This window comes from Ruegeria arenilitoris, assembly GCF_013032855.1.
GTDB classification, from domain to species: Bacteria; Pseudomonadota; Alphaproteobacteria; order Rhodobacterales; family Rhodobacteraceae; genus Ruegeria; species Ruegeria arenilitoris.
The window spans coordinates 470347-496488 of sequence record NZ_WQDA01000001.1 but is presented as its reverse complement, the minus strand read 5'-3'; the positions used below and the strand labels follow the sequence as shown (position 1 = coordinate 496488).

The 26142-nt window shown below is 61.4% G+C and carries 28 protein-coding genes; 11 read left to right on the top strand and 17 right to left on the bottom strand.

The window, feature by feature from the left end; translation table 11 throughout:
• Positions 1-64: 64 nt before the first annotated feature.
• Positions 65-529 (bottom strand): hypothetical protein, encoded by a 465-nt coding sequence (locus GOW72_RS02385; protein WP_170364878.1) that lies wholly within the window; start codon positions 527-529, stop codon positions 65-67.
• Positions 530-705: 176 nt separating this feature from the next.
• Here GOW72_RS02385 and GOW72_RS02380 point away from each other — a divergent pair, with 176 nt between their 5' ends.
• The 3 genes from GOW72_RS02380 to GOW72_RS02370 all read left to right on the top strand — a co-directional run bounded on the left by GOW72_RS02380 (position 706) and on the right by GOW72_RS02370 (position 3341).
• On the top strand, positions 706-993 hold the full coding sequence (locus GOW72_RS02380) for a hypothetical protein (RefSeq protein WP_093964235.1): 288 nt from the start codon (positions 706-708) through the stop codon (positions 991-993).
• Positions 965-1666: a winged helix-turn-helix domain-containing protein gene (locus tag GOW72_RS02375; protein ID WP_093964234.1), complete on the top strand. Its 702-nt coding sequence runs from the start codon at positions 965-967 to the stop codon at positions 1664-1666. The genes GOW72_RS02380 and GOW72_RS02375 overlap by 29 nt, the downstream gene beginning before the upstream one ends.
• 103 nt (positions 1667-1769) lie before the next feature.
• Positions 1770-3341 (top strand): DUF427 domain-containing protein, encoded by a 1572-nt coding sequence (locus GOW72_RS02370; protein WP_170360768.1) that lies wholly within the window; start codon positions 1770-1772, stop codon positions 3339-3341.
• Between the two features lie 108 nt (positions 3342-3449).
• On the opposite strand, the gene GOW72_RS02365 is transcribed toward GOW72_RS02370, so the two are convergent.
• From GOW72_RS02365 to GOW72_RS02340, 6 genes are all read right to left on the bottom strand, one after another.
• Entirely contained in the window at positions 3450-4247 is a 798-nt protein-coding gene (locus tag GOW72_RS02365) for a DUF1217 domain-containing protein (RefSeq protein ID WP_170364876.1), read from the bottom strand.
• The gene (gene flbT / locus GOW72_RS02360; protein ID WP_170364874.1) at positions 4244-4645 is read right to left on the bottom strand and encodes a flagellar biosynthesis repressor FlbT; all 402 of its coding nucleotides are present in this window, start codon (positions 4643-4645) and stop codon (positions 4244-4246) included. Before flbT ends, GOW72_RS02365 begins: the two co-directional genes overlap by 4 nt.
• Positions 4645-5019 (bottom strand): flagellar biosynthesis regulator FlaF, encoded by a 375-nt coding sequence (gene flaF, locus GOW72_RS02355; RefSeq protein WP_170364872.1) that lies wholly within the window; start codon positions 5017-5019, stop codon positions 4645-4647. The genes flbT and flaF overlap by 1 nt, the downstream gene beginning before the upstream one ends.
• A gap of 78 nt (positions 5020-5097) precedes the next feature.
• Positions 5098-6345 carry a flagellin gene (locus GOW72_RS02350; RefSeq protein ID WP_170360760.1) on the bottom strand — a complete coding sequence of 416 codons (1248 nt, stop codon included), beginning with the start codon at positions 6343-6345 and terminating at the stop codon, positions 5098-5100.
• Between the two features lie 207 nt (positions 6346-6552).
• Positions 6553-6912: a flagellar biosynthesis protein FlgN gene (locus GOW72_RS02345; protein ID WP_170364870.1), complete on the bottom strand. Its 360-nt coding sequence runs from the start codon at positions 6910-6912 to the stop codon at positions 6553-6555.
• A complete protein-coding gene (locus GOW72_RS02340; RefSeq protein WP_170360756.1) occupies positions 6902-7177 on the bottom strand; it encodes a rod-binding protein in 276 nt (91 codons plus the stop codon). Before GOW72_RS02340 ends, GOW72_RS02345 begins: the two co-directional genes overlap by 11 nt.
• A 111-nt stretch (positions 7178-7288) precedes the next feature.
• On the opposite strand from GOW72_RS02340, the gene GOW72_RS02335 reads away from it, so the two are divergent.
• From GOW72_RS02335 to GOW72_RS02325, 3 genes are read left to right on the top strand one after another with little or no spacing between them, the layout of a single operon-like run.
• Positions 7289-8530, top strand: coding sequence for a flagellar hook-length control protein FliK (locus GOW72_RS02335; RefSeq protein ID WP_170364867.1), 1242 nt, complete (start codon positions 7289-7291; stop codon positions 8528-8530).
• A gap of 3 nt (positions 8531-8533) precedes the next feature.
• Positions 8534-9199 carry a flagellar hook capping FlgD N-terminal domain-containing protein gene (locus GOW72_RS02330; RefSeq protein ID WP_170364865.1) on the top strand — a complete coding sequence of 222 codons (666 nt, stop codon included), beginning with the start codon at positions 8534-8536 and terminating at the stop codon, positions 9197-9199.
• A gap of 25 nt (positions 9200-9224) precedes the next feature.
• The gene (locus GOW72_RS02325) at positions 9225-10118 is read left to right on the top strand and encodes an aminoglycoside phosphotransferase family protein (protein WP_244952306.1); all 894 of its coding nucleotides are present in this window, start codon (positions 9225-9227) and stop codon (positions 10116-10118) included.
• A gap of 12 nt (positions 10119-10130) precedes the next feature.
• On the opposite strand, the gene GOW72_RS02320 is transcribed toward GOW72_RS02325, so the two are convergent.
• The 5 genes from GOW72_RS02320 to GOW72_RS02300 form a co-directional block, all read right to left on the bottom strand.
• On the bottom strand, positions 10131-11432 hold the full coding sequence (locus tag GOW72_RS02320) for an NAD(P)/FAD-dependent oxidoreductase (RefSeq protein WP_170364863.1): 1302 nt from the start codon (positions 11430-11432) through the stop codon (positions 10131-10133).
• Positions 11429-12247 carry an ABC transporter permease gene (locus GOW72_RS02315; protein WP_170360749.1) on the bottom strand — a complete coding sequence of 273 codons (819 nt, stop codon included), beginning with the start codon at positions 12245-12247 and terminating at the stop codon, positions 11429-11431. The genes GOW72_RS02320 and GOW72_RS02315 overlap by 4 nt, the downstream gene beginning before the upstream one ends.
• Complete coding sequence (locus GOW72_RS02310; RefSeq protein ID WP_170364861.1) at positions 12244-13134, bottom strand: ABC transporter permease subunit; 891 nt, start codon at positions 13132-13134, stop codon at positions 12244-12246. Before GOW72_RS02310 ends, GOW72_RS02315 begins: the two co-directional genes overlap by 4 nt.
• Complete coding sequence (locus tag GOW72_RS02305) at positions 13134-14261, bottom strand: ABC transporter ATP-binding protein (RefSeq protein ID WP_170364859.1); 1128 nt, start codon at positions 14259-14261, stop codon at positions 13134-13136. The genes GOW72_RS02310 and GOW72_RS02305 overlap by 1 nt, the downstream gene beginning before the upstream one ends.
• A gap of 74 nt (positions 14262-14335) precedes the next feature.
• Positions 14336-15421 carry a polyamine ABC transporter substrate-binding protein gene (locus GOW72_RS02300; RefSeq protein WP_170364857.1) on the bottom strand — a complete coding sequence of 362 codons (1086 nt, stop codon included), beginning with the start codon at positions 15419-15421 and terminating at the stop codon, positions 14336-14338.
• A gap of 140 nt (positions 15422-15561) precedes the next feature.
• Here GOW72_RS02300 and GOW72_RS02295 point away from each other — a divergent pair, with 140 nt between their 5' ends.
• Both GOW72_RS02295 and GOW72_RS02290 read left to right on the top strand, forming a co-directional pair.
• Complete coding sequence (locus tag GOW72_RS02295; RefSeq protein WP_093964408.1) at positions 15562-16245, top strand: GntR family transcriptional regulator; 684 nt, start codon at positions 15562-15564, stop codon at positions 16243-16245.
• Between the two features lie 75 nt (positions 16246-16320).
• Positions 16321-17718: an aspartate aminotransferase family protein gene (locus GOW72_RS02290; protein ID WP_170364855.1), complete on the top strand. Its 1398-nt coding sequence runs from the start codon at positions 16321-16323 to the stop codon at positions 17716-17718.
• A gap of 51 nt (positions 17719-17769) precedes the next feature.
• Here the strand turns inward: GOW72_RS02290 and GOW72_RS02285 are convergent, their stop codons facing one another.
• Positions 17770-19083: a lytic murein transglycosylase gene (locus tag GOW72_RS02285; protein WP_170364853.1), complete on the bottom strand. Its 1314-nt coding sequence runs from the start codon at positions 19081-19083 to the stop codon at positions 17770-17772.
• 65 nt (positions 19084-19148) lie between these two features.
• Positions 19149-19862 (bottom strand): helix-turn-helix transcriptional regulator, encoded by a 714-nt coding sequence (locus GOW72_RS02280; protein ID WP_170360739.1) that lies wholly within the window; start codon positions 19860-19862, stop codon positions 19149-19151.
• Between the two features lie 82 nt (positions 19863-19944).
• On the opposite strand from GOW72_RS02280, the gene GOW72_RS02275 reads away from it, so the two are divergent.
• Entirely contained in the window at positions 19945-20643 is a 699-nt protein-coding gene (locus tag GOW72_RS02275) for a glutathione S-transferase family protein (protein WP_170364851.1), read from the top strand.
• Positions 20640-21026, top strand: a complete 387-nt coding sequence (locus tag GOW72_RS02270) for a DUF1801 domain-containing protein (RefSeq protein WP_170364849.1) — start codon at positions 20640-20642, stop codon at positions 21024-21026. Before GOW72_RS02275 ends, GOW72_RS02270 begins: the two co-directional genes overlap by 4 nt.
• Here the strand turns inward: GOW72_RS02270 and rnr are convergent.
• Together rnr and dapE are read right to left on the bottom strand one after the other, a co-directional pair.
• Positions 21017-23281 carry a ribonuclease R gene (gene rnr, locus GOW72_RS02265; protein ID WP_170364847.1) on the bottom strand — a complete coding sequence of 755 codons (2265 nt, stop codon included), beginning with the start codon at positions 23279-23281 and terminating at the stop codon, positions 21017-21019. The two genes, GOW72_RS02270 and rnr, sit on opposite strands and share 10 nt — an antisense overlap.
• Positions 23282-23346: 65 nt before the next feature.
• Positions 23347-24486 (bottom strand): succinyl-diaminopimelate desuccinylase, encoded by a 1140-nt coding sequence (gene dapE / locus GOW72_RS02260; protein WP_170360733.1) that lies wholly within the window; start codon positions 24484-24486, stop codon positions 23347-23349.
• 201 nt (positions 24487-24687) lie between these two features.
• On the opposite strand from dapE, the gene GOW72_RS02255 reads away from it, so the two are divergent.
• Positions 24688-25746, top strand: a complete 1059-nt coding sequence (locus tag GOW72_RS02255; protein ID WP_170364845.1) for a transporter substrate-binding domain-containing protein — start codon at positions 24688-24690, stop codon at positions 25744-25746.
• Here the strand turns inward: GOW72_RS02255 and GOW72_RS02250 are convergent.
• Positions 25743-26090, bottom strand: coding sequence for a hypothetical protein (locus tag GOW72_RS02250; RefSeq protein ID WP_170364843.1), 348 nt, complete (start codon positions 26088-26090; stop codon positions 25743-25745). The genes GOW72_RS02255 and GOW72_RS02250 overlap by 4 nt on opposite strands.
• Between the last annotated feature and the right edge of the window lie 52 nt (positions 26091-26142).

The window sequence follows — 26142 nt, the reverse complement described above, 5'->3', positions numbered from 1 at the left end:
AGGCGACCCAGGCCGCCCCCTTCCCGTACAGCGCTTCTGCGGCGCTGCTCCTGCTCGAAACCGATTACTGGTAAACCACGCGGTATCCTTTCCGGCGCAGGCAGGCGGGTTCGTAGGCCCGCTTCACCTTCTTGCCGTCCCAGAACCCCACTTTGCACTGTTGTGGCAGGCTATTGGCATGTTTGTAGTGTTTCTCGAGGCAATTCGGCCCCAGCAAAGGACGTTTCTTCGAATAGCCGTTGTAGGTCTTCAGGCAACGTTGCGGCAGGTCGTAGCGGGCGACGCGCCGGGGCAGCGGGCGGATATGATCCGGCCGAACGTTTTGCGGCTGGTGGACATAGTTGTTCTGCCGGGTGACACGCTCTTTGCGCTTTTCCTTGTTATAGTGATTGACGGCCGCGCCAATGATGGCAATGGCCGCCAGCCCGCCCAGAATATCATGGGCGTCGGCCGCCTTGGCCTGGGATGCGGAAACGCCGGTGATGGCGACTGCGGTGGCGACGACGAGGGCGATGAACTTCCGGTGCATGACAAGTGTCCTTTCAAAGCTGGACGCGGCGCCACTGGCTGACCGCGAAACTGATGCAACAGCTTTCGGCCACCCGCCGACAGACAAGCAATAACGGCCCGGTGTTATCCGATATCATCGCCGCAAACCCTTTGAGATATTGAATATCGTGCCAAGCCATGCGCAGGATGCAGCCTATGAAACAGATCCTCTCTTTCCTGGTCGTTGCGACGTTGATATCGCTGAGCACCACCGTTTCGGCGGCCGAATGCTATGCCGATTACAAGGCCAAACAGGACAACCCGCTGCGCCTTCACTATGGCGTGATGCAGGTGTCCGCCTGCAAAAAGGGGCAAGCCAAGCAAGAGGTGGCCAAAAGGCTGAAATCCTCGGGGTGGACGTTGCTCAACGTGATCAGCGTTTTTGGACCGGAAGGGTTGGATCAAAGGAAGGCCAATGCCGGAAAATTCTATCTCCGTTTCTGAGGCGCGGCGGTCTGGCACCCGGCTGGTCGGAGCAGGCATCGCCGCAATCGTCGTGATCCTGATCACGGCCGCCGCCTTCTTGTTCTGGACCCTGCCCGATGCCAATGCGTTCAACGCCCGGGTCGAGCGGCTGTTCGTCGAAAGCGATCTGACCACCCAGGCTGAAATCCGATTGCTGGAGATCCTCGCGCAATCCGGAACCGCATTTGCCGACACGCTGGCCAGCTACCGGATGGTGATCTTCGTGCTGCTGATCTTTGCCACGGCCATGCTGTTGGCCGCCTTGGTCTTTCTGGTGATGCTGGTGACGTTGAACCGTCGAATGGCCCAGATCGAACGCACGGGAATCCAGGTCACGTCGCTGCTGATCAGTCGCGAAGAGAACACCGTCTACCTGAACAACATGGATTTCAAGCTGACGCCCGCAGCGATGGAAACGCTGGCCGTCCTGGCCGAGTCCCGCCTTGACGACGAAGTGCTGTCGGGGGTTCAGATCGAAGCCATGATCTCTGGCCGAGACATATCTGACTGTGACGAAGCTGCCGGGGCCACGCGCATCAAACGGCTGCGGGACGCGCTGGGCAATCAGATGGTCAGCGAGCTGTTGGTCAAAAACATCGCCAAAAAGGGCTATATGCTGGCGATCGAAAAAGACGTGATCCAGATGGTCTGACCACCTCGGCCGTGGATCGCGATCGGTAAATTCTGTGTTGCGCCCCTTGGAAATCGGGCTGCAAAAGCCCATCCTCTAAGGACCCGGGCAAGGGAGGCGGCCGATGAATGTCCACGCCACACGGAATACGAACGGCTACGGAATTTCGATCGAAACGCTTGACGGCAGGGTTGCCATCTACCGCGATGACATCCTTCTGGCTGAAAGCACGAATGCCAAGGTCATGTATGAAACCCGGCTGCCGCCTGCGATTTATGTTCCGCGCGAAGACGTGCGCGTTGATCTGAGCGGGGAAACCGAGTTGCAGACCTTCTGCCCGTTCAAGGGCACGGCAACCTATCACGATGTCCTGATTGGCGACGAACGGTTGGCAAACTCGGTTTGGGCCTACGAGGATTCTCTGCCTGAAAGCAAAGCCATCCAAGGTCACATCGGCTTCATGCCGGCGGCCTACACTCATATCGATCTGGGCGACAATCAATTGCGCCAACCGCGAGACGGCAACATCAGCGGCCCGTTGATCGATTGGTTGATGCGTGGCGCGGGGTCGATCTCAACACCGGAAGATTTCACCAAGACCCTGGCCGAAAAAATGCTGGAACACGGCATCGCCATTCAACGTCTCAGCATCCTTGTCTGGTCGCTGCATCCCCTGATCGCAGGCAAGCACTACATCTGGGAAAAGGGTGCCGAGGAGATTTCGACCAATATTCCAACTTACGAGATTCACGACCACCCCGCGTTCATCAACAGCCCCTTGCGGCATGTCTCGAACGGGTTGGGCGGCGTTCGGCAACGGCTGAACGTAGACAACCCCCACAACAGTTTCCCCATCATGGAGGACCTGCGCGCCAAGGGGGGCACCGATTACGTGGCAATGCCTCTGCCGTTTTCCGACGGGCGTATCAATGTCCTGACGTTGACCTGCGACCACCCCAACGGCTTTACCACGGAAAACCTGGGGCTTGTCTTTGAGTGCTCGGCCGTCATCGCCCGCTACTATGAGGTGTTCATGCAGCGCGAGAATTCTCAGGCCCTTCTCGAGACCTATGTGGGCAAACGAACCGGGGCCCGCGTTTTGGGCGGCGACATTCGTCGCGGCGACGGCGATGACATCGACGCGGCCATCATGTTCTGTGACCTGCGCAACTCGACCAGCCTGGAAGAGGATCTGGGCCGCACGGAATACATCAACCTGTTGAACGAATTCTTCGAAACGGTGTCCGGCATCGTCCACGACAACGACGGTGAGGTTCTAAAATTCATCGGCGACGCCGTTCTTGCGGTTTTCCCGGCAGGTGAGGACCCCGGCAAGGCACGGTCAGACGCTCAGCGCAGTGCCGTTGAAATCGTCGAGAAATTGGCCGAGCTGCGTCGCTCCGACAAGAACCGGCAATGCGATTGCTCGATCGGCGTATCGTTCGGGCGTGTCACGTACGGAAATGTCGGTTCGCGCGAGCGGCTTGATTTCACGGTGATCGGACATGCAGCCAATGTCGCGGCGCGGTTGGGCGAGTTCGGCAAGCTCAATGGCCATCGGATCGTCGTTTCCGAAGATATCGAGCCGGCCTGTTCCCGGGCCGTTCCATTGGGGCCGGTCGACTTGCACAACGTTTCGCATCCGGTGATGTCTTTTGCCTTGCAGACATCCGCTGACACGGTTCTGGATGCCTGAGCATCCGGCACCCTTGCCCCCCCGATCCCAAATAGCCATTCATAGCTGCGCACGGCACTGGTGCGCTTTCTGATCCTGGCGCGAGGTACTGACCTTAGCCCGAACGGTTCAACTTGCGGCGCCCAGCAAAATCAACGCAGTTTGCGCGGGAGAAATCGAACTTTGCATCTGTGCGATCTGAGTTCGGGCGAGATAAGTCTCCGTCAGCTCGGCAATTGCATCGGCATCGACGAACTGCGAAAGGTTCGGCGAACCAGTCACTCTGCTCAGCTTGTCCCGAAATACGTCCAGCTGCTTGTCGATATCCAGCTGCCCAAAGCTTGACGGCAGGCCCAGCGCTGTTTCCATCATGCTGCGCAACGGCGGCAGGCTCATCAGATCGTACCACTTCTTGGTCTCGCTTCCGGACTGCCCTGCAAGGTCTTTCAAAGCGTGCTGGGCAAAAAGTGCGATCCGCATCGAGTCGTTGGCTTCTCCGACCGAGCTTTCGAACCGGGCGACGACACTCTTCTGAGCGATCTTGCCCATGTCAGTGATCAGTGCGGTTTTCCGAACTTCGCCCGGACCCAAGCCGAATGCTTCGGAAAACTCCCTGTATCTGCTGTCAGCCAGCCGGTTCGCAAGGGCGTCATCCGAACTCGTACCGTCTGACAAGACCTTTTGAATGAAGTACCGATTGTCCAGGTCACCTTCCAATCCGAACGCGCCCAACGCGACCTGCAGCAGTCGCCGGTCAGAGACCAGATCTTCTGCCGATCGGACGTTTCGGATGTTTTCCACAAAATACTGCGTGTCCCGGTCATTGACCGCCGAGGTGGAAAAGGCCTGCAACTGGGCGTCATAGGTGCGCTGCAAAAAACGCCACCCTACGACACCCCCAGTTGGAACGACCGGCAGGAATGTCATTGCCGATAGGCCATCAGACGCTCTTCGCGCGGCAGCAAAGATCGAAGCGCCTTCAGGCATTTGTAGTACTGCTCAGTCACCAGGGCTTCGGTCGCCTGCGCAAGGACCCGGCGACTGTCGGCATCCGTGAAGACCTGGCTCAGTTCCTCGATCCGCCGCAGCAGCTGTTGTTTTTCGTCTCCGGCTTCCAGATCTCCGGACAGGACCAGCTGGGCCGCGTAGCACACGCGCCGGACCGGGGTCGTCACTTCGTCGGGATGTATTGCGTCGCGCAACCGAAGGACATTTGCCTCGGGCGTCATGATTGAAAAGCGGGTCCGCCGATCGCCGTTCTCGATCACTACGCCATTGATCAAAACCCGCTCTTTCGGAGCCAGCTTCAGAACCAGCCCGCCCATCACGCGGTCCCCCGCTGACGCAGACCGCGCAAAACTGCCAGATTGATTTCAAGCAGCGGTTCGACCCCGGCCTTGCTGGCCAGAACCTGGCCCGTGTGCTGCTCGGTGAACTCGGCCAGATAGAAGATCCGCGCGCGCAGCTCATTCGGCAGTGCATTGTCCGAATCCACGACGCCGTTGGCCAGAACGGACCACAAGCGGCGGTTTTCATGCAGGGCTTGAACAAAGCCCGCGAAATCCCAGGCTTTGCGCGCGGCCGCTGCCTTGAGCCGATGCGTGATCTTTGAAATCGCCTCATATTCGGTATCACGCGGGGTTCGCATCGGAGCGGCGGACTGAGCATATGCCCGTTGGGCAAACGTTTGCGGGGTCACTTGAAATCCTTTCAAAAGGCCGTCGTATTTGCAGTCACAGCCGGGGCGCGTTGGTCACGCCCCGACCAAGTTTCCGCCCTAGCGGAACAGCGACAGGATCGACTGCGGGGCCTGGTTGGCAATCGACAGCGATTGTGTCGCCAATTGCTGCTGGACCTGCAGGGCCTGCAGACGGGCCGAGGTCTCTTCCATATCGGCGTCCACCAGCGAGCCGATGCCGGATTTGAAAGAGTCAGTCAGGTTCGAGATGAACTCCTTCTGGGTCTCGATCCGCCCTTGCGCCGAACCGAACGCGGCCGACGCGTCAATCGCCGTGTCGATCAAGGTTTCGATCGTGCCCAGTGCTGCGGCAGCGCCGGCACTGGTCGAAACGTCAATCGACGACAGCGCACCAAGACCGCCAGAACCGGCATTGGTGAACTGGGCCGAAACGGTTACGTCGCGATCTGCGTCAGCACCAGCGGTTGCGGTCCCGGTCACGAAGGACAGAGTGCCCGGCGCGCTGGAGTCATAGTCGATCGCTACACCGGTGATCCCAAGCGCGTCGATCTGGTTCTTCAGCCCCACTGCCACGATGGCATCTGTGTAGGCAGAGTCATAGGTTCCCGAAGGATCCAGATCGCTGGCCTGTACGGTGTATGATGCAACTTTGTCCCCGATGGTGATCGACACTTTGTCACCGACAGCGAAGTTGTCGGTCGAACTATCGATCACGATGTCACCGGACCCGCCGGACTTGTCCATTGTGAACCCGGCGGCGTCATTGTCAGTGGTCGCGTTGTCCGAGCCGGCCAGAACGCCCTTGCTGGCATATCCACCGGTCGACAGGTCCTGGCTGGCCACCGAAATCGACGACGCGGTCACGTTGCCAGCGCTGTCGCGATCCAGCGACGACAGGATCGATGCGGTGCCCGCTGACCCGTCCACAAGATTGAGGCCGTTGAACTGTGCGGCACCGACAACCGATGCGATCTGGTCCCGCAGGGCGGCTACGTCATCATTGATCTTGCCGCGGTCGACGTTGTCCTCCTGCGCGGCGACGATCTTGTTCTTCATCTGGGTCAGCAGGTCGGTCACGGTTTCCGAAGCGTTCCGGGCCACGGCGACAGTCGATTCACCCAGTGCCAGGCTATCCTTGATCGCATTGAAACCGTTGACATCGGATTCCATCACCTTGGAAATCGCCCATACGGCCGAGTTGTCCTTGGCCGTAGCGACATCCTTACCCGTCGAAATCGCGTTCTGGGTTGCTGCAAGGTTCTTGTTGACCGATTTCAGAGTCTGCAGCGCAACCATCGCGCCGTTGTTTGTCAGAATGCTGGACATGTTTTTCATCCTTTTCCATTCGGGCCTTCTTCGCCCAGTGACGCCCGACCATCATTGGCGGACGTGTTGTCGTTCTGACCTGTGCGAGCTACCGATCGGTGCTCGCGCCACCTTCTTTCGAGGTGCGGGACCACTTTTGGGCCTGATCTCCTAACGGAGTGCTAAGGCGGTCCGACGGAAAAAGACGGATTTGAATCAAACCCACCGCTAGGCACGTTTTTCCAGCTTGGGATCCTGACGGACGGCGAAGCCATTGCGTTGCCCGGCCGCGTCATAGGTCGTGAATTCCTGCCGGATTTTTCTGAGTTCAGACATCCGGTTCATGACCGCCCGAATCCCTTCGGCCGCGCTGTTCAGCAGGCCTTGATTGCGCTCGACCTTCTGGTGCAGCCGGATCAAGTCGTCACTGTCGTGCACCTGCATCTCGTTGAGTGCGCCGATCAGTTTTTCCTTCTGCGGCATCATCTGGCCCAGCCGATCCAGGTCCCCTTCGACCAAAGCCCTGCGCTCGAGATCGAGAACCTCCTCGAGAGCCTTAATCAGTCCCTGCTTGTGCTCAGTCGGCATGGGTCTTCTCCATCATTGCATTGAAAAGGGTTTCCGACAGTCCGATCCCGCCGGATCGGGCCAATTGCCTGGCCTGCTCCTGCAACAGGAAAGACGCGAACTGGTCTTCGCCCGCGCCACCTCCGAAAGCCTGCCGCGTCTTATCCAGGCCTGCGGCCTTCAGCATTTCGGCTAGAAAAGTTGCCTCAAGCTCGACCGCTGCGGCCTTGAGTCTTTGTTCGGTCATATTGCTGCGCGGTACCGGCGCGAAGTTTGGGATTTCCATCGCCCTCTCCGAAAATTGTTTCGATCTTTGTCGATCAAAGCGAAGAGCGGTTAAAATATACGTAACTACCTTGAGGGCAGGTTTGGGCCAAACAACCGGAGCCGGAGCAAAATGCCCAACGCCCTGACCATGATGACCAATGTGATTTCCGGCGGAAAGCCGGATTGGGCCGCAAAGTCCGAGCCCCCAACAAAAGGCGACTCTGATTTCGCGGAGCTCATGGCCGAAGATGAGATGCTGAACCTAGAGGCCGAGGCGAAACCTCATCCGGACAGCCGCGCGGGTCCGAAAATCGTGGATGGCGATGAAAACACCGACCCTGACGTCCCGCAGGTCGAACCCGATTTGGCTGAACCGCTGGAATTGCAGGGATCACAACAGGACGCTCGACAGAAAGACACGCCTCTGCCCATGGCAACGCCCGGTGAACTTCCAAAGCGCGAGGCGACGGCGCACGCCACTCTCGAGGCCAGCCCTCCGGCGGAGGGACGCCAGTCAACTGCCGCCGCGGCCATGCGCGCAGTAAACTCTGATCCCGATCGCCGATCGCTCGCGGGCGACACGGGCAAGGGAGCCGAAGCGCCCGAGCGTGCCGCGAGCACAGCGCCCCAACCTGCGTCAGCCGCAAAAGAGCAGTTGAACGCCACCGAACCTGGAGTGAGTGGAGGGCTGCAGAACCGAAAGGACGAATTGCGCACTGCAACCGGTAAAGAAGCCAGGCGCGACGAGCAGGCCACCGGATCGTGGGGCGTGGATCAACGGCCGGCCAAACCTGCTGGCCAGGGAACGGAATCCATCATCCGGGCGCAGATCGTCGGTACATCGGAACGCGCAGCACTGAAGGACCCGATGCCAGAGGACAGTCTGCACGACCGGATGCCAACGCAGGACTTGGGTACGACCCCAGCGCAAAGGGATGCAGGCCCGACCAACGGCGTCCCGCTCTCGGGCCGGGCGGAAATTGCTCGGGCGGTCGCCGGGCAAATGGCGGCCAGCATCGTCGCAAAGCCGGGAAGCGGAAGCGTGGAAATCGCACTGACTCCGGAAGAGCTGGGCAAAGTTTCGATCAAGGTGACCGGGCGCGAAGACGGGTTGCACATGATGATCGTCGCCGACCGGCCTGAAACCATGGACCTCATGCGCCGGCATATCTCGATCCTGTCAGCCGAATTCAAAGAGATGGGGCTGGGCGATCTTTCCTTTGATCTGGGCACCTCGGCGAACCCAGAACAGGACGCTGAGCCAACTGAACGAAGCACATTCATCACCACAGGGGAGCTTGACCCTGCAACCGAAACACCCGCTCTGGCCCGCCCAACTCAGGTGGACCGGGCGTTGGACCTGAGGCTTTGACCCATGATCACCACAGCGGCATCCGCGACACATACACCCTCAACAGCGCAGCCAACGAGAACTTCGACAGCGACAGGGCTGACCTCGGACTTTGAGACGTTTCTGATGATGTTGACGGCGCAGGCGCGCAACCAGGATCCTCTGGAGCCACTGGATTCGTCGGAATATGCGTCGCAACTCGCCCAGTTTTCGATGGTCGAGCAGCAGGTGCAGACCAACGACCTTCTGGCAAACCTCACCGCCACCCTGAGCAGCGTCAATCTGGATGAGCTGTCCAACTGGATTGGGGTCGATGTTCAGGGGGCAGCCTCCTTCCGGTTTGATGGCCAGCCGCAGACCATATTCACTCAGCCCGACCTGGGCGCGGATGCGTCTGTGCTGGTCATCAAGGATTCTGACGGAACCGAAATCGACCGGGTCTCTGTTCCGGTCTCCGAGACCGAGTTTCTTTGGGCTGGAGTGGATGCATCGGGCAATCCGCTGCCCAACGGCACCTATTCCGCAACGCTGGAAAGCTTTTTGGGGGATGAACTGCTCTCGGCGCGGCCTGCGGCCACCTACAGCCGCGTCGTCGAAGCCCAAGTCGGGGCCGGTGTCGTCATGTTGACCTTGGACAGCGGCGTCGTGATTCCGGCAACCGACGTCGTTGCCGTTCGTACCGGCGCTTGAACTCGGGGGCGCTGCGGGCCAAGGATTGGCCGTCCAGATTCGCAACGCTCCGGTGTCTCAACTGTCCGTTCCAACCGCTCCTCCGCCCGGCCTTGCAGACCAACTTGTCGAAAGCGGGTTGATCGCAAAAGACGCCCAGTTCGAAACGCTGTATGGCGGACGCACGAACCAGGTGTGGAAGGTATTGGACGCCGAGCCGGACCGGGTTTTGAAGTTCTATCGGTCTTCCCTTCAAAACCCGCTGTTTCGCAACGACGCCCAACTCGAAGCAGCCTGTCTGCACGCACTTGCTGCGACGGGGTTTGTTCCGCGGCTTCGCGCCTCGGGCAGCTTTGGCCCGGATCGCTGGGTTTTCTATGACCATGCGGCTGGCACTCCGTGGCGAGAAGGGACCGCGCAGGTGGCGAAACTGCTGCATAATCTGCACGCCCGAGAAATCGTGCTAGAGGTCCCTAAGGGATGCAATGGAAGCGTTGATCTCGATCATCACGGCACCCGTATTTTGAACGGTTGCCGCTCGGGACTCAGCGCCGTTCTGGCCGAACGCAAACCCAGGGTCCGGGTGCCGCCGACCCCCCGAGTATGCCTGATCCATGGCGACCCGGTGGCCGGCAACATCCTCGTCTCCTCTGCGGGGCTGACACTGATCGACTGGCAATGCCCGGCGATGGGTGACCCATGCGAGGATCTTGCCCTGTTCCTGTCACCCGCCATGCAGCATCTCTATCGCGGCAAGGCGCTGACCCCCGAGGAAGAGGCTACGTTTCTGTCGGCCTATGACAGCCCGCCGACGGTGCGCCGATACCTCGAGCTGAAGCCCTGGTACAATTGGCGTATGGCTGCCTACTGCCTGTGGCGGGCCGAGAATGGTGCGCCAGCCTATAGGGCCGGGTTTGACCTTGAGGTTGCGGCCCTCTGACCGTGGGCCGTATCACAAATCGGCAAGAGCCATGGCCGCATAAGCCGGTGGCATCAGCAGTCGCCGCCAGCGCCCGAATGGGAACTTTGACGGCGGTTTAGCGATGACGTCCGGAATATTCGCGGGCTCACCCAAAACCAAGCGGGCCAATGCCCGCCCGCAATAGCTGCCCATCGCCACGCCGTTCCCGTGATAGGCCAGACCGGCAAACAAGCCCGGATGGCCCGGAACCTCCCCGACAAAGGGCAGCAGGTCACGGGTCAGGCAAACCATACCTGACCACATATTAGTTGCCTCAACCTCGGCCCAACCCGGGAACATGCGATCAAAGTCACGGCGTACTTTGCGACGGATCGCAGCCTCAGCGCGCGGCGAGGACATTAGGCCTCCTCGCATTCCGAAAAGGAACCGGTTGTCCGGCATCAGACGGAAATAGTGCAGCAGGTTGCGCGTGTCGTACGCCATCTGGCGCGAAGTCCAACCCTGTTCCTGCAATTCAGCTTCGGTCAGCGGACGTGTCACCATGACCGTAGACTGGGCGGGCATGTAACGGGCGGCCAACCAGTCGGGCAGATCGTCGCTGGAATAACCGTTGGTGCAGATCAACACCGTCTTGGCCTGGATAAGGCCCGCGGGGGTGGTCATCTTGTACTCGGACCCGGCTTTTCTGATGTCCTGAACCGGGCTTTTCGAGAATACTGCGGCACCTTGCGCCTGCGCGGCCCGGGCCAACCCGAACAGGTATTTCTGCGGGTTCAGCCCAAAGCCGACTGGATCGGTATATCCGCCAAAGAAACGGCCCCCCATACCGAGGCGTTCCAAATCCGACGGCTCATGCAGAACCCCACCGCTTTCCGCGCGACGCCGCAGCCGCTCCATCGCGCGCGGGCTGTGCGCCAACTGCGTCTCCCCTTCGGAGTGAACGTCTGCGTCGATCCGAAACCGCTGCAAAAGATCCGCAACCAAGGCGACCGCGTCGGTTTCGGCCTGCGCGTAATCCTGTGCCGCCGAAATCCCATAGCGCCGCGCAAGTGTCGCCGAACCAAGCTTGGACCCTCCTTGGCAGCAAAACCCACCATTGCGCCCAGAAGCACCCCAGCCCGGAGTTTCGGCTTCGAACACGGCGACAGAAACACCGCGTTCGGCGAGGTGCAGGGCCGCAGACAATCCGGTGAACCCGCCGCCGACAATCGCAACGTCGGTCGACAAATCACCCGAATGAACGGGCCAGTCAGGCGCCGTAGTGGTTTCATCCCACCAACACCCCTCACGGGGGCCGGGGCCATAGGTATAAGCCGGAAAGATCCGCCTCATTCGGTGCGCGCGGCGGCTTGTTCCTCTTGCCGCTGCCGGACCATCGCACGTTTCGACACCAGCGACGCGGTGATCACACCGACGGTGACCACGGCGATCATGATGGTCGACAGCGCGTTGATTTCCGGGCTGACCCCCAGACGCACAGCCGAGAAGATCTTGATCGGCAGGGTCGTGGCCGAGGGGCCGGACGTGAAGGACGCGATCACCAGATCATCCAGCGACAGGGTGAAGGCCAGCAGCCACCCCGAGATCACCGCCGGCGCGATGATGGGGAGCGTCACCAACCTGAAGGCCTGTGCCGGCGAGCAGCCCAGATCCAGCGCCGCCTCTTCCAGCGACTGATCGAACGTCACCAACCGCGAGGACACCACGACCGAGACGTAGCACATCGAAAAGGTCGTATGCGCCAGCACGATGGTCAGGATGCCTCGGTCCAGCCCGATCCCGATGAACAGCAGCAGCAGCGACAGGCCGGTGATCACCTCGGGCATCACCAGCGGCGCGTAGATCATCCCGGAAAACAGCGTGCGGCCAAAGAACCGCCCGCCCCGCACCATGACATAGGCGGCCATGGTGCCCAGAATGGTCGCCAGCGTCGACGAGAACACGGCAACGCGAACGGTGACCCAGGCCGCATCCAGAAACGCCTGGTTCTGCATCAGTTCGCCATACCATTTGGTCGAGAACCCGGCCCAGACCGTGACCAGCTTGCTTTCGTTGAAGCTGAAGATGATCAGGATCACCATCGGGATGTACAAAAACGCAAAGCCCAGCGTCAGCGAGACCGTGTTGAACCAGCTCAGCCTGTTCATTGCTCTGCCTCCGCCTGTTTCTGCTGGTTGCGCTGGAACAGCACGATCGGGATCACCAGGATCAGCAGCAGGATCACCGCCACGGCGCTGGCCACCGGCCAGTCGCGGTTCGAGAAGAACTCCTCCCACAAGACCTTGCCGATCATCAGCGTGCCCGACCCGCCCAGCAGCGAGGGGATCACGAATTCACCGATCACCGGAATCATCACCAGGAAGCATCCCGCGATGATGCCTGGGCGCGACAGTGGGATGGTCACCAGCCAGAAGGCCTGCGTGCGCGAACAGCCCAGATCCTCAGCCGCCTCGATCAGCGAGCCGTCCAACCGATCGAGCGCGGCGTAGATCGGCAGGATCATGAAGGGCAGATAGGTGTAGACGATGCCGATATAGACAGCCGTCTGCGTGTTCAGGATGGTCAGCGGGGTCGAGATGATGCCCGTCCACAGCAGGAACTGGTTCAGGTAGCCTTCGTTCGACAGGATCCCCATCCACGCATAGACGCGGATCAGGAACGAGGTCCAGAACGGCAGGATCACCAGCATCATCAGCGTCGGGCGCCATTCCTCGGGCGCGCGGGCCATGCCATAGGCGATCGGATAGCCCACCACCAGGGTCAGCGCGGTCGCGATCAGCGCGATCTTGACGCTGGACAGGTAGGCTTTCCAGTACAGGTCGTCCTCGGTCAGCCAGACGAAATTCTCGAAATCCAGCTGGCTGAAGAACTCCTTGATCCCGGCCCAGCCCTGCGACAAATCAAGGGTCGGGGTGTAGGGCGGGATCGCAAGCGCGATGTCCGACAGCGAGATCTTCAACACGATGAAGAACGGCACCAGAAACAGGGCCAGCAGCCAGACATAGGGGATGGCGATCAGGACCGCGCGGCGCATCAGTCTGCCAGCAGAACCGCCGCCGTGGCTGTCCAGGACAGCCAGACAGGGTCTTCCCATGTGAAGGACCGGCGCGAGATGCGGCGGGTATTGGCCGTTTGCGCCTTGATGATCGTCCCGTTTGGCAATTCGACATGGTAGGTCGACAGGTTGCCCAGATAGGCAATGTCATGCACCTTGCCCTGCACGGCGTTGACGGCATCGGCGGGACGCTCGGCCGAGATCGTTACCTTTTCCGGCCGGATGGCCAGGTGACAGGCCTGCCCGTTTCCGAAGCTTGCCGCGGACGTGGCGGTCAGAGGCGGCTGGCCCTCGGCCCATTCGATACTGTACGTGCCCTCAACGGCTGCGGTTGCACGGCCTTCGATGATGTTCACGTCGCCGATGAAATCGGCGACATAGACGGAATTGGGGTTTTCATAAATGCGGTCGGGCGTGGCGACCTGCATCAGCTTGCCCTGATCCATCACGGCAACGCGGCTGGCCACCGTCATCGCCTCTTCTTGGTCGTGGGTCACGATCACGAAGGTGGTGCCGGTCTTTTCCTGAATGTCCATCAGCTCGAACTGGGTGTCCTGGCGCAGCTTCTTGTCCAGCGCGCCCAGCGGTTCGTCCAGCAGCAGCAATTTGGGCGCCTTGGCCAGCGACCGGGCCAGCGCCACGCGCTGACGCTGACCACCGGAAATCTGGTGCGGTTTGCGGCGGGCAAATTTCTCAAGACGGGTCAGGCGCAGCATCTCCTCGACCCGGTCTTCCAGATCATGCTTGGGCATGTTGTCCCGGCGCAGGCCAAAGGCGATGTTGTCCCAGACGTTCAGATGGGGAAACAGCGCATAGGACTGGAACATCATGTTGACCGCCCGCTTGTTCGGCGGAACCGGGTCGATGTCCTGACCACTCAGCATGATGTGGCCTTCGGTGGGTTTCTCGAACCCCGCCAGCATCCGCATCATCGTCGTCTTGCCGCAACCCGACGGCCCCAGCAAAGCAAAGAATTCCCGCTCGAAGATGTCCAGCGACAGATTGTCGATGGCAGTAAAGTCCCCGAATCGCTTGGTCACATTTTTGAACTGGATCAAGGGTTTCGCCTGCGGATCTTCCCACGGCGCAAAGACGGTAGAGTTCAAATCGGCCCCCGTAAGTCAGCCTGTACAGGTTGTGCGCAAGGCAGAACCATTCTGCCTTGCGCAATCATTTCGGATCAGGTGCCCGATTTGATCTTGGTCCACAGGCGGGTCACGACCCGCTGCGTTTTGGCCGGGTAAGGCGTGGTGATGTAGAGGTTCTGCATCGTGGCATCATCCGGGTAGATCGCCGGATCGCCGATCACGTCTTCTTCCAGAAACTCCTGCGACGCCTTGTTGCCGTTGGCGTAGTAGACGTAGTTCGACGCCGCCGCCATGTTGTTGGCATCCAGGATGAAGTTCAGGAATTTATGCGCGCCGTCCGGGTTGGGTGCATCCACCGGAATGGCCATCTGGTCGAACCACATCAGCGAGCCTTCGGCAAACGGATGGTATTCGATGGTCACACCGTTGTCGGCCTCATCCGCCCGATCGCGGGCCTGCAGAATGTCGCCCGACCAGCCCACGGCCACGCAGATGTCGCCATTGGCCAGCGCATTGATGTATTCCGAGCTATGGAACTTCTGGATGTAGGGACGCACGCCCATCAGCACTTCTTCGGTCTTGGCGATCACATCGGTGTCATGGCTGTCCGGATCTTCGCCAATGTACTGGAGGACCATTGGAATGATCTCGGACGGCGCATCCAGGAAATGGACGCCGCATGAGGCCAGCTTTTCCATGTTCTCGGGCTTCAGCACCAGGTCCATGCTGTTCAAGGGCGCATCCTCGCCCAGCACTTCCTTGACCTTGTCGACATTCACGCCCAGCCCCGTGGTGCCCCACATGTAGTTGATCGAATAGGCATTGTCCGGGTCATATCCGGCCGTACGTTCCTGGATCACGTCCCAGAGGTTAACCGCATTGGGCAGCTTGGACATGTCCAGTTTCTGGAAGGCTCCAGCCTGGATCTGGCGCTGAAGGAAGGTGCCCGACGGCACCACCACATCGTAACCGGATCCCCCGGCCAGCATCTTGGTTTCCAGAACCTCGTTGCTGTCGAACACGTCGTAGATCAGGGTCAGACCCGTCTCTTCCTGGAATTTGCTCAGCAACTCCTCGTCGATGTAGTCCGACCAGTTGTATACGCGCACCTCTTCCGCAACAGCGGCCGACGTCCCCAATGCGACAATTGCCGTCATCGTCAGCGTTTTGATTTTCATTTTCTTCTCCCTGCAAGTGTACGGGCATTTTCCCGTTTTTTTGGATTTGATCAAGTTTTGCGTTTTCCCTCGATACGTCGTATGGTTTCACGGGGCAAGAAACCTGACAAGCCGGGAGCATTGGGATCGGGGTGAACCAATTGGATTTGATCAAAAATAAGGCATCTGCTGCAGTGACCCAGACCGAAAAACGACCAGCACATGAACAGGTGTACCAGACACTGAAGTCGCAGATCATGTTCGGCGATCTGGTGCCGGGGCAACCGGTCACGATCCAAGGCTTGACCGATTCGCTGGGCGTGGGCATGACCCCGGTGCGCGAGGCTATCCGGCGCCTGATCTCGGACGGTGCGCTGATCTTTCAGGGAAACCGGCGGGTCAGCGTTCCCCTTCTGACCGCAACAGATGTCGAACAGATGATTTTCGCCAGAAATGCCGTAGAATCAGAGCTTTCCCGGCGCGCAGCAGTCAACATGACCACGGCGGATATCGACCAGCTTGAAAAGATCGACGAACAGCTGGATCGCACGATCGCCGACGGGGACGTTGGCGGCTATCTTCGCCTGAACCATGCATTCCACGAAAAACTCTATGACCATGCCGGCGCGCCGATTCTAAAGGATTTGGCCGAGCGCCTGTGGCTGCGATTCGGGCCGTCCTTGCGCGTCGTCTGCGGGCGCTTCGGCACCCAGAGCCTTCCAGACCGGCACAAGGACATCATCGATGCCTTGCGCGCCAGCGACGCTGAAAAAGTCGCAAAAGCAACGACCCAGGATATCGAACAGGGCATGGAACTGATGGCCGAGGCGCTGGCGACCGAATAGGTCAGCGCGATTCGATTGACAGAAAAAAATTTGATCATATTGTGACGGCAACCGCTGTTGCAGGAGTAGAGACCGATGTCGACCATCACCAACCACATGCCGACCGCCGAATTGCAGGCCCTGGATGCGGCGCATCACCTTCACCCGTTTTCGGCCAACGGCGCACTGGGCAAGGAAGGCGCGCGCGTCATCACTCGTGCCAAGGGCGTTTATCTGACCGACAGCGAAGGCGAAGAGATCCTGGACGCCATGGCCGGTCTGTGGTGCGTGAACGTCGGCTATGGCCGCGACGAACTGGCCGAAGTGGCGGCGCGCCAGATGCGCGAGCTGCCCTATTACAACACCTTTTTCAAAACGACCCATGTCCCGGCGATCGCGCTGGCGGCCAAACTGGCCGAGCTGGCCCCCGGTGACCTGAACCATGTCTTCTTCGCCGCCGGCGGGTCCGAGGCCAATGACACCAACATCCGTCTGGTCCGCACCTATTGGGCGGAAAAGGGCCATCCGAACAAGAACATCATCATCAGCCGCCACAACGCCTATCACGGGTCGAGTGTGGGGTCGGCCTCGCTGGGCGGCATGGCCGGCATGCACGCGCAGGGCGGCATCCCGATCCCGAACATCCACCATATCAACCAGCCCAACTGGTGGGCCGAGGGGGGCGACATGACGCCCGAAGAGTTCGGCCTGGCCCGTGCGCGCGAGCTGGAAGAGGCGATCCTGGAACTGGGCGAAGACCGCGTTGCCGCCTTCATCGCCGAGCCGGTCCAGGGTGCGGGCGGCGTGATCGTCGCGCCCGACACCTACTGGCCGGAAATCCAGCGCATCTGCGACAAGTACGAGATCCTGCTGATCGCCGACGAGGTGATCTGCGGTTTTGGCCGCACCGGAAACTGGTTCGGCTCGCAGACCATGAACATCCGCCCGCACATCATGACCATCGCCAAGGGGCTCAGCTCGGGCTATGCGCCCATCGGTGGCTCGATCGTCAATAACGAGATTGCCGAAGTGATCGGCGGGACCGAGTTCAACCACGGCTATACCTATTCGGGCCACCCCGTTGCGGCAGCCGTTGCGCTGGAAAACCTGCGCATTCTGGAAGAAGAGAAGATCGTCGAGCATGTGCGCGATGTCGCCGCCCCCTATTTGAAACAGAAATGGGAGGCGCTGGTCGAGCACCCGCTGGTCGGCGAAGCCAAGATCGTGGGCATGATGGCCTCGATCGCGCTGACGCCGGACAAGGCCAGCCGGGCCAAGTTCGCCTCCGATCCGGGCACGGTCGGGTACATCTGCCGCGATCGCTGCTTTGCCAACAACCTTATCATGCGCCATGTGGGCGACCGGATGATCATCTCGCCGCCGCTGATCCTGACCCCGGCAGATATCGACGAGATGTTCGTGCGCATTTACAAGTCGCTGGACGAGGCGCAGGCTGAGATCATCGCCCAGGGCCTGATGAAAGCGGCCTCGTGAGTTCAGGGAAATATCAAAAAAGGGCGGTCCGGTAGGGCCGCCCTATTTCGTTCACCGCATCCGTTCCAGCAAGTGCACGGTTGCGTACCCATCCGGCAAAAGACCACGCGCCATCTGATAGGCCCGCAACGCATTGATGGTGTTCGGCCCGATCCGCCCGTCGATGGCCTGCGTGTCGAACCCGGCCAGGGTCAGGCGCAACTGCAACTCCTTGCGTTCGCTAAAACTCAGCACCCGGTCGCCGCGCGGCCAGCTTGCGCGGAACGGACCCCGCCCAGCCAGCCGGTCCGACAGGTGACCGATGCCGATCACATAGGCATCGGCGCCGTTGTAACGCTCGATCACGCTGAAATTGTCAAAGATCATCAGGGCCACGCCACCGCTGCCGGCCGGCAGCAGGATCGAGGCGGGCCCGAAATCTGCGATGCCACCGCCGTTCGCGGCGCGGACGCCGCGTGCGGCCCATTCCGAAGGCAGCAAACTAACGTCCCGACTGGCGCTGGCATAGTCGAACCCTTTGGGCAAACGCACCTCGACCGCCCATGGCTGACCTTTGGTCCACCCGAACTTGGCAAGGTAGGCGGCAGCAGACGCAAGCGCATCCGTAGGATCGTCCGACCAGATGTCGCGGCGTCCGTCGCCGTCGAAGTCAACCGCGTGCTCGAGGTATGAGGTCGGCATGAATTGCGTGTGCCCCATGGCACCCGCCCAACTGCCCGTCATTCGGTCCGAGGTGATGTCGCCGGCCTGCACGATTTGCAATGCCGCGAGCAACTGTGTTTCAAAAAACTGCGCGCGCCGCCCGTCATGGGCAAGCGTTGCAAGCGACCGGATTGTCTGGCTGCTGCCCCGATACGTGCCGTAGGATGTTTCCAGCCCCCAGACCGCGACCACCACCTCTTTTTCGACCCCGTACCGGGCTTCGATCCGGTCCAGCGTATCCTTGTACCGCACCAGCGCCTTGCGCCCATTCGCGATGCGCAGGTCTGACACGGCCGAATCCAGATACTCCCAGATCGGTTTCGAGAACTCGGCCTGACTGCGATCGCGCTTGATGGCGTCGTTGTCGTAGGTCAGGCCTGACAATGACCGGTCCAGGACCTGCGGCCGGATACCTGCCGCAACTGCCCGGTGCCGGAAGGCGTTCAACCAAGTCTCGAAGCTGGTGTTGCCTTCGACGACCACCCGGTGCATGCCGGTGGTCGGCCTTGGCACCGGCCGGATCGAAACCGTCAGATCGGCCGACGCCAACTGGATCGAATCCAGCGCCGGTCTGATCTGTGGTCGTTTGGTTGTATTCGAAGTCTCCGCCTGCAAGATGGATGCCCAAAATGCGGCGGCCACAAAGCCACACACATATTTCATGATTCAGGTTTTCCTGATTACTGCTCGCAGACAGGGTACCCCAGATTGCGCAAATCACAAAGCGCTCAGGACTGGCTCTCTTGATCTTTTGCTTCGCGCTCGGCCCGGATCTTGGCCAGCGCCTCTCGCAGTAAAGGCACGCGGTTGGGGCGGAAACTGTCCTGGGTGACGGACATCGCGCGCATCCGGTCCAACCGAAACACGCGAAAATCCCGCCTCAGATGGCACCAGCTGAGCAGTACGCTGGCATGATCCATGTACACGATGCTCAGTGGGCTCACGCGGCGCTGGGTGTCGTCACCTTTCGCATCGGTATAGTCGAACTCGACCACACGCTCGTCCCACGTCGCCTGCCGCAGGTCGGCAACTTCGATGCTGGGTGCGGCAGGACGGTCGAACCGGGTGGCGGTCAGCACTGCGTGGCTCAGGCGGTGGGATTGGCGGTGGGGCAGCCGGCCCTGCAGTTTGCGCAGCGCCGCACCGGCGGCGTCCGACAGAGCCGGGTCTCCGATCAGTTGCACCTCGCGTAGGCCAAGAACCAGCGCCTCCAACTCGTCATCGGTGAATCCCAGCGGCGGCAGTGTCGCGTCTTCGATCAGGGTGAACCCGAACCCGGCCTCGCCATCAATGACTGCACCGAGACCACGCAGAGCGTCGATGTCGCGATGCACGGTGCGTGCCGAAACCCCCAGATCCTGCGCCAACTGCGCCGAGGTCTTGGGCGACGGGCCAGACCGCAAGGCCTGCATCAATTGGAACAGTCGGGCGGTGCGGGACATGATGTCATTCAATCTAAACCTAATGACAGAAACTGTCATTAGCCCGCGATAGACCGGCGGCACCCCAATTTCGGAGCCTATTTTGTTGACCCTTCTTACCTACCCTTCCGCTTTCGGACTTTTCAGCGCCAGCCCCTTTTGCGTCAAAACCGCCTATATGCTGCAGCTGGCCGGGCTGCACTGGCGCCGTTCGGACATGGTCGATCCGCGACAGATGCCGCACAGCAAGTTGCCGGTTTTGCGCACACCCGAACGTCTCGTGCCGGACAGCGACCAGATTCGCGACTGGTTGGAAGCGCAGGGCGCCGAATTCGACCGTGGCCTGAGCGATGTGCAAAAGGGCCAGTCCCGCGCGTTGATCCGTATGGCCGAGGAACATCTGTACTTCCAGATCGTCATTGACCGCTGGGCCAACGACGAGGTTTGGCCAGTTCTGCGCGACACCTTCTTCTATGAGATTCCCCGAATCGTCCGACGCCCGATCTCGAACTCGGTCCGGAAATCGGTCTTGAAAGGCCTTCGGTCCCAAGGGATCGGGCGCTTCTCCGAGGCCGAACGGATGGCACGGGTCGAACGCGACCTCGAGGCGATCTCAGCCTATCTGTGGCAGGCCCCGTATCTTTTGGGCGATCACCCCACTTCGGCCGACCTCAGCGTCGGCCCGATGCTGGCTGCGATGCGGGCCACTCCGGCCGATACCCGGCTGACCCGGCGCATCAAACAGGATACGCTGCTGAACAGTTATGTTGACCGGATGGAACAGGCGATCCCCCTGCCATGAGGCCTTTCGATGACCCCAAGGTGGCGTCTGCCTACGAGGCATTCGCCACGGACACCAAAAGCGGCGCTCTGGCTCTGCGCGATCTGGTCTTCGCCACCGCGCAGGAACTTCAACCGGCGGTTTTGGTGACCGAGGCTCTGCGATGGGGCCAACCGGCCTATCTGAGTCCCAAGGGGACAACCATCAGGCTGGGTGGACACACCTCCGCCCGGTTTGCCCTGTTTGTCCACTGCCAGACCCGGCTTATCGGTGAGTTTACCTCGGCCTTTCCCGACGCTGACAGGATTGACGGCAATCGCGCCATCCTGTTCGACGGGATCGAACAGATCGACCCCGTCAGGCATGGATGGCTGATCGCCCGGGCGTTGACCTATCACCGCTGACGGCGTTTGCGCTCGACCTTGCGTTTGATCTTGTCCTTCTTGCGCTTGGTGCTGACCGCCTTGCGCCGTGTCGGACGGCCGGGCCGCCCACGTCCGCCGCCGCGCGGCATGGCCTGATCTTCGATCGACAGCAGCTCCAACTCCAGCCCGCCGGTCACCGGTGTGGCCTCGGTCAGGCGCACTGTGACACGCTGGCCAATGGCGATGGTCAGGCCGGTATCGGCCCCCATCAGGGTGCCGGCCTCGGCGTCGAAGTGGAAGAACTCGCGCCCCAGCGACCGCACCGGCACCAGCCCGTCGGCCCCGGTTTCGTCCAGTTTGACGAAGGCCCCGAACCGGGCGATGCCGCTGATGCGGCCGGTGAACTCGTTGCCGACGCGCTCGCTCAGATAGGCCGCCAGATAGCGGTCGGTCGTGTCGCGCTCGGCCATCATCGAGCGGCGCTCGGTGTCCGAGATGTGGGTGGCGATCTCCTCCAGCCGCTCGATCTCGTCGGCGGTCAGACCGTCCTTGCCCCAGCCATGGGCCGAGATCAGCGCCCGGTGCACGATCAGGTCGGCGTAGCGGCGGATGGGCGAGGTGAAATGCGCATAGTTGCGCAGCGCCAGCCCGAAATGGCCAAAGTTCTCGGGGCTGTAATAGGCCTGCGCCATCGACCGCAAGGTGCTGAGATTGATCAGCTCAGCATCCTCGGTGCCGGCGGCGGCATTCAACAGCGCGTTCAGGTGACGGGTCTGCAGCACCTGCCCTTTGGCCAGATTCAGCCCGGCGGCCTGTGCCGTCTCACGCAGGCTTTCCAGCTTTTCGGGCGCGGGTTCCTCGTGCACCCGGAACAACAGAGGGCTGCGCTTGGCGATCAGCGTCTCGGCCGCGGCCACATTGGCCAGGATCATGAATTCCTCGATCAGCCGGTGCGCGTCCAGCCGCTCGCGGAAGGCCACGCTTTCGACCTCGCCCTTGTCGTTCAGCACGATCTTGCGTTCCGGCAGGTCCAGGTCCAGCGGCTGGCGTTCGTTGCGCGCCGTCTTAAGCGCGCCATAGGCGGCATAGAGCGGCTTCAGAACGCTCTCCAGCAGCGGGCCGGTCCGGTCATTGGGGGTGCCGTCGATGGCCGCCTGCACCTCGGCATAATGCAGAGACGCGGCCGAGCGCATCAGCCCGCGCACAAAGCGGTGGTCGATCTTGTTGCCGTTTGCATCGATCCGCATCCGCACCGCGATACAGGCGCGCGGCACGCCTTCGTGCAGCGAACACAGATCGCCCGACAGACGGTCGGGCAGCATCGGCACGACGCGGTCGGGGAAATAGGTCGAGTTGCCCCTTCTGCGCGCCTCGCGGTCCAGCGCACTGCCGGGGCGCACATAGGCCGCCACATCGGCAATGGCGACCCAAATCACGTGACCGCCCGGGTTTTTCGGATCATCATCGGCATGGGCATAGCAAGCGTCGTCATGGTCGCGCGCGTCCGAAGGGTCGATCGTCAGCAGAGGGATGTCCCGCAGATCCTCGCGTCCTTTCAGCCCGACGGGCTTGGCCCGGTCGGCCTCGGCGATCACGTCATCGGGAAAATCATCCGGGATGCCGTGCTGGTGAATCGCGATCAGCGACACCGCCTTGGGCGCGGACGGATCGCCCAGCCGTTCCACAATGCGCGCGCGCGGCTGCCCCATGCGGTTTTTCGGCCCCGCCTGCTCGGCCTCGACCAATTCGCCATCCTTGGCGCCCAGCGCCGCGCCTTCGGCAACCAGCCATTCGGTCGATCCGGCCTTGTCGATGGGCACGATTCGACCGCCCTCGGCGCCCTTGCGGAAAATGCCCACGACCCGGCGCGGATTGGCGCCGATGCGGCGGATCAGGCGGGCCTCGTAATTGTGGTCTTCTTCATGCACCTGGGTCAGCCGGGCCAAGATCCGGTCACCCTCGCCCAGCGCCGGGTCGCTGGCGCGGGAAATGATCAGCACGATCGGCTCGACCCCTTCGCCATGCCATTCCAGCGGCCGCGCGAACAGGTCGCCGTCGGCGTTCGGCGCCTTGACCTGCAGCACGCTGACCGGCGGCAGGCGGTCCGGGTCGCGATAGCTGCGCTTGCGCTTTTCCAGATGGCCCTCGGCCTCAAGCTCTTTGAGGATCCGTTTCAGGTCGATCCGGTCCGCGCCCTTGATGCCAAAGGCCTTGGCAATGTCGCGTTTCGAGGTGAGCGTGGGGTTCGCCGAGATCCAGTCGAGGATCTCCTGCTTGGTCGGTATGCGTTTCATGATTTCCGCCTAGCACGCCGATACGACCGCGTCATGACCAAAAAGTGGCCGGACGCATCAATCGCTCAGGCGAAATAATCGGCCAGGATCCGGGCATAGATCGCCTTGAGCTGGCGGATCTGCTCGACCGGGACGGATTCGTCCACCTGGTGCATGGTGCGTCCGACCAGGCCGAACTCGACCACGGGGCAATGATCCTTGATGAACCGCGCGTCCGAGGTGCCCCCGGTGGTGGACAGCTCGGGCCGGCGGCCGGTCTCGGCCTCGACCGCGCGGGCCACCAGTTCCGACAGCGGCCCCGGAGGGGTCAGAAAGCTTTCGCCCGAGACCTTGATCCGCGTGTCGATCTGCACGCCGAACTCGGCCGCCACGTCGGCTGCCTGCGCCTTCAGCCAGTCACTGAGGCTGGCGCCTGTATGCAGGTCGTTGAACCGGATGTTCACCGCGCCACGGCACTGGGCGGGAATGACGTTGGTGGCCGCGTTGCCGGTGTCCATCGTGACCACCGCCAGGGTCGAAGCGTCGAAATGGTCCGTCCCCCGATCCAGTTCGTGACTGGCCAGCCGATCCATCAGCCGCGCCAAGGCCGGCAGCGGGTTCCTGGCGCGATGCGGATAGGCCGAATGACCCTGCACGCCCGTCACCTCGAACCACGCGGTCATCGACCCGCGGCGGCCGATCTTCATCATCTCGCCCATCTCGTTGGGGCAGGTCGGCTCGCCCACCAGACAGACCGACATCCGCTCGTCTTGCGCCTGCATGTAGTCCAGCAGCGCGGTGGTGCCGTCCACCGCATCGCCTTCTTCGTCCCCCGTGATAGTCAGGATGATCGCCCCGTCGGGCGAGGTGTCGCGCACGAAATCCACCGCCGCCGCGACAAAGGCCGCCACCCCCGATTTCATGTCGGTCGCGCCCCGACCGTACAGAATGCCATCATGGATTTCCGCGCCGAACGGCGGGCGGGTCCATGCGGCCTCATCGCCCACCGGCACCACGTCGGTATGGCCGTTGAACCCGAAACTGCGCGCATGCCCCTTGTCGCCCCACCGGGCGAACAGGTTGCAGACGCCGCCGCGATCCACCCGCGTGCAGGTGAAACCGGCCCGCGCCAGGATATCTTCCAGCAGAATCAGCGCCCCGCCTTCCTCGGGTGTGACCGAGGGGCAACGGATCAGGTCTGCGGTCAACTGGACAGAGTCGGTCATTCAGGGGCCTCGCAGGGTCGGCAGGATGTGGGTTCACGCACAGATTCAACGAATTGGCCGCAATGCCAACCCCGATCGGTGGTTTTCCGGTCGCCCAGCCCGAAAAAACGGCAAAAAAGAAATCCCGGTCGATGACCTCGCGACGACCTTGCCGCGCCATGGCAAATTGCGCTAGAGCGCCGCGAAACAGGTGAACCAGCCATGACGCGCGCCCTTTTCGCATTGATCTGCCTGACCTTCGCGGTCTTTGCACAACACAGCCAAGCCGAAACTCTGACGGTCACGACGGTGGAGCGTCCTCCGTTCTCGTATGTGGATGAGGGCGAGGGCACCGGCTTCTCAATGGACCTGCTGGCCGCGCTGGCTGAAGAACTGGGCTGGGAATACACGGTCGTTCGAGTCGACGCGTTCGGGGACATGCTGTCGGCGGTCGAGAACCGCGAAGCCGACATGGCGATCGCGAATATTTCGATCACCGCAGGCCGAGAAGCCCGGATGGATTTTAGCCAACCGATTTTCGAAGCGGGCCTTCAGATCATGGTACCATCAGACGCGGCGCGCAGCCCGTCCTTGATGCAGGCGCTGCTGTCACGCGAGCTGTTCATCGCCATCGGGCTGGCCTTTGCCATCCTGCTGGGTGGCGGCATGCTGATGTGGGGGTTCGAACGCCGATCCCAACCCTATTTCGACCGCGACCTGAACGAGGCCTGGTTCCCATCCTTCTGGTGGGCGTTGAACCTGGTGGTCAATGGCGGATTTGAAGAGCGGATGCCCCGGACCCCATTCGGGCGAATTCTGGGTGTGATCCTGGTCGTATCCTCGCTGTTCATCGTGTCGGTTTTCACCGCAAGGATCACCTCGGTCATGACGGTGGATGCGATCACCAGCAACATCAACTCGGTCAATGATCTGTACGGCAAACAGGTCGGGACAATCTCGGGTTCGACCGCCGCCAGTTTCCTGAACCGGCGCGAGGTCGAATTCAACGGGTACGAAGACCTGGACAGCATGTTGACCGCGTTCAAGGATGGGGACCTAGATGCCGTCGTGTTCGACGCACCGATCCTGTCGTATTTCGCCGCACATGAAGGCCGCAAGATTGCGGCAATGACCGGCGGCGTCTTCCTGCGCGAAAACTACGGTATCGTCTTCCCGACCGGGTCACCTCTGGTCGAGGATGTGAACCAGGCGCTTCTGGGCCTCCGCGAAGATGGCACCTATGACCAGATCTATCGCAAGTGGTTCGGCACGCGCCGCTAGGCGCCTTCGGGCTTTTCGCCAAAGAAGGGCGTCATCTGCGCAACAATAACCGCGTTTTCCTCAAGCGCCCTCTGCATCAGCGCGCGTTCGTCCGGGTCGATCTCATGCCCCTGCGCCTCGCGCTCGGCCAGGGTGCCATAGCCGGTCACGTCCAGCGGAGCCGTGTCGGCCTGCTTGAGAATGGCCACGGTTTCGCGCACGGCCTCGGCCTCGTCCACGCCGCTGGCATAGCACATGAGCGCCGCGCCGGTGGCGCCTTCGGGCAGGCCGTCGCCATCCTTGCGGCCAATCTGGACCAACAGAGTATAGACCTGCTGGCGCGAGGGTTTCTTTTGCTTTTCCATGCCGTGGGCCTTAGCCGGGGGCCGGTCGATGGTCAAGCATGGCAGCTGGACG

Bases quoted from the DNA above. Each gene is read 5' to 3' on its own strand.
- GOW72_RS02250 (WP_170364843.1), bottom strand. From the start codon at position 26,090: ATGGAAAAGCAAAAGAAACCCTCGCGCCAGCAGGTCTATACTCTGTTG.
- GOW72_RS02290 (WP_170364855.1), top strand. From the start codon at position 16,321: ATGTCGACCATCACCAACCACATGCCGACCGCCGAATTGCAGGCCCTG.
- GOW72_RS02320 (WP_170364863.1), bottom strand. From the start codon at position 11,432: ATGAGGCGGATCTTTCCGGCTTATACCTATGGCCCCGGCCCCCGTGAG.
- GOW72_RS02335 (WP_170364867.1), top strand. From the start codon at position 7,289: ATGCCCAACGCCCTGACCATGATGACCAATGTGATTTCCGGCGGAAAG.
- GOW72_RS02375 (WP_093964234.1), top strand. From the start codon at position 965: ATGCCGGAAAATTCTATCTCCGTTTCTGAGGCGCGGCGGTCTGGCACC.
- GOW72_RS02350 (WP_170360760.1), bottom strand. From the start codon at position 6,345: ATGTCCAGCATTCTGACAAACAACGGCGCGATGGTTGCGCTGCAGACT.
- GOW72_RS02270 (WP_170364849.1), top strand. From the start codon at position 20,640: ATGAGGCCTTTCGATGACCCCAAGGTGGCGTCTGCCTACGAGGCATTC.
- GOW72_RS02285 (WP_170364853.1), bottom strand. From the start codon at position 19,083: ATGAAATATGTGTGTGGCTTTGTGGCCGCCGCATTTTGGGCATCCATC.
- dapE (WP_170360733.1), bottom strand. From the start codon at position 24,486: ATGACCGACTCTGTCCAGTTGACCGCAGACCTGATCCGTTGCCCCTCG.
- GOW72_RS02380 (WP_093964235.1), top strand. From the start codon at position 706: ATGAAACAGATCCTCTCTTTCCTGGTCGTTGCGACGTTGATATCGCTG.
- GOW72_RS02255 (WP_170364845.1), top strand. From the start codon at position 24,688: ATGACGCGCGCCCTTTTCGCATTGATCTGCCTGACCTTCGCGGTCTTT.
- GOW72_RS02280 (WP_170360739.1), bottom strand. From the start codon at position 19,862: ATGTCCCGCACCGCCCGACTGTTCCAATTGATGCAGGCCTTGCGGTCT.
- GOW72_RS02345 (WP_170364870.1), bottom strand. From the start codon at position 6,912: ATGCCGACTGAGCACAAGCAGGGACTGATTAAGGCTCTCGAGGAGGTT.
- GOW72_RS02370 (WP_170360768.1), top strand. From the start codon at position 1,770: ATGAATGTCCACGCCACACGGAATACGAACGGCTACGGAATTTCGATC.
- GOW72_RS02315 (WP_170360749.1), bottom strand. From the start codon at position 12,247: ATGAACAGGCTGAGCTGGTTCAACACGGTCTCGCTGACGCTGGGCTTT.
- rnr (WP_170364847.1), bottom strand. From the start codon at position 23,281: ATGAAACGCATACCGACCAAGCAGGAGATCCTCGACTGGATCTCGGCG.
- GOW72_RS02340 (WP_170360756.1), bottom strand. From the start codon at position 7,177: ATGGAAATCCCAAACTTCGCGCCGGTACCGCGCAGCAATATGACCGAA.
- GOW72_RS02365 (WP_170364876.1), bottom strand. From the start codon at position 4,247: ATGACATTCCTGCCGGTCGTTCCAACTGGGGGTGTCGTAGGGTGGCGT.
- flbT (WP_170364874.1), bottom strand. From the start codon at position 4,645: ATGGGCGGGCTGGTTCTGAAGCTGGCTCCGAAAGAGCGGGTTTTGATC.
- GOW72_RS02300 (WP_170364857.1), bottom strand. From the start codon at position 15,421: ATGAAAATCAAAACGCTGACGATGACGGCAATTGTCGCATTGGGGACG.
- GOW72_RS02330 (WP_170364865.1), top strand. From the start codon at position 8,534: ATGATCACCACAGCGGCATCCGCGACACATACACCCTCAACAGCGCAG.
- GOW72_RS02385 (WP_170364878.1), bottom strand. From the start codon at position 529: ATGCACCGGAAGTTCATCGCCCTCGTCGTCGCCACCGCAGTCGCCATC.
- GOW72_RS02310 (WP_170364861.1), bottom strand. From the start codon at position 13,134: ATGCGCCGCGCGGTCCTGATCGCCATCCCCTATGTCTGGCTGCTGGCC.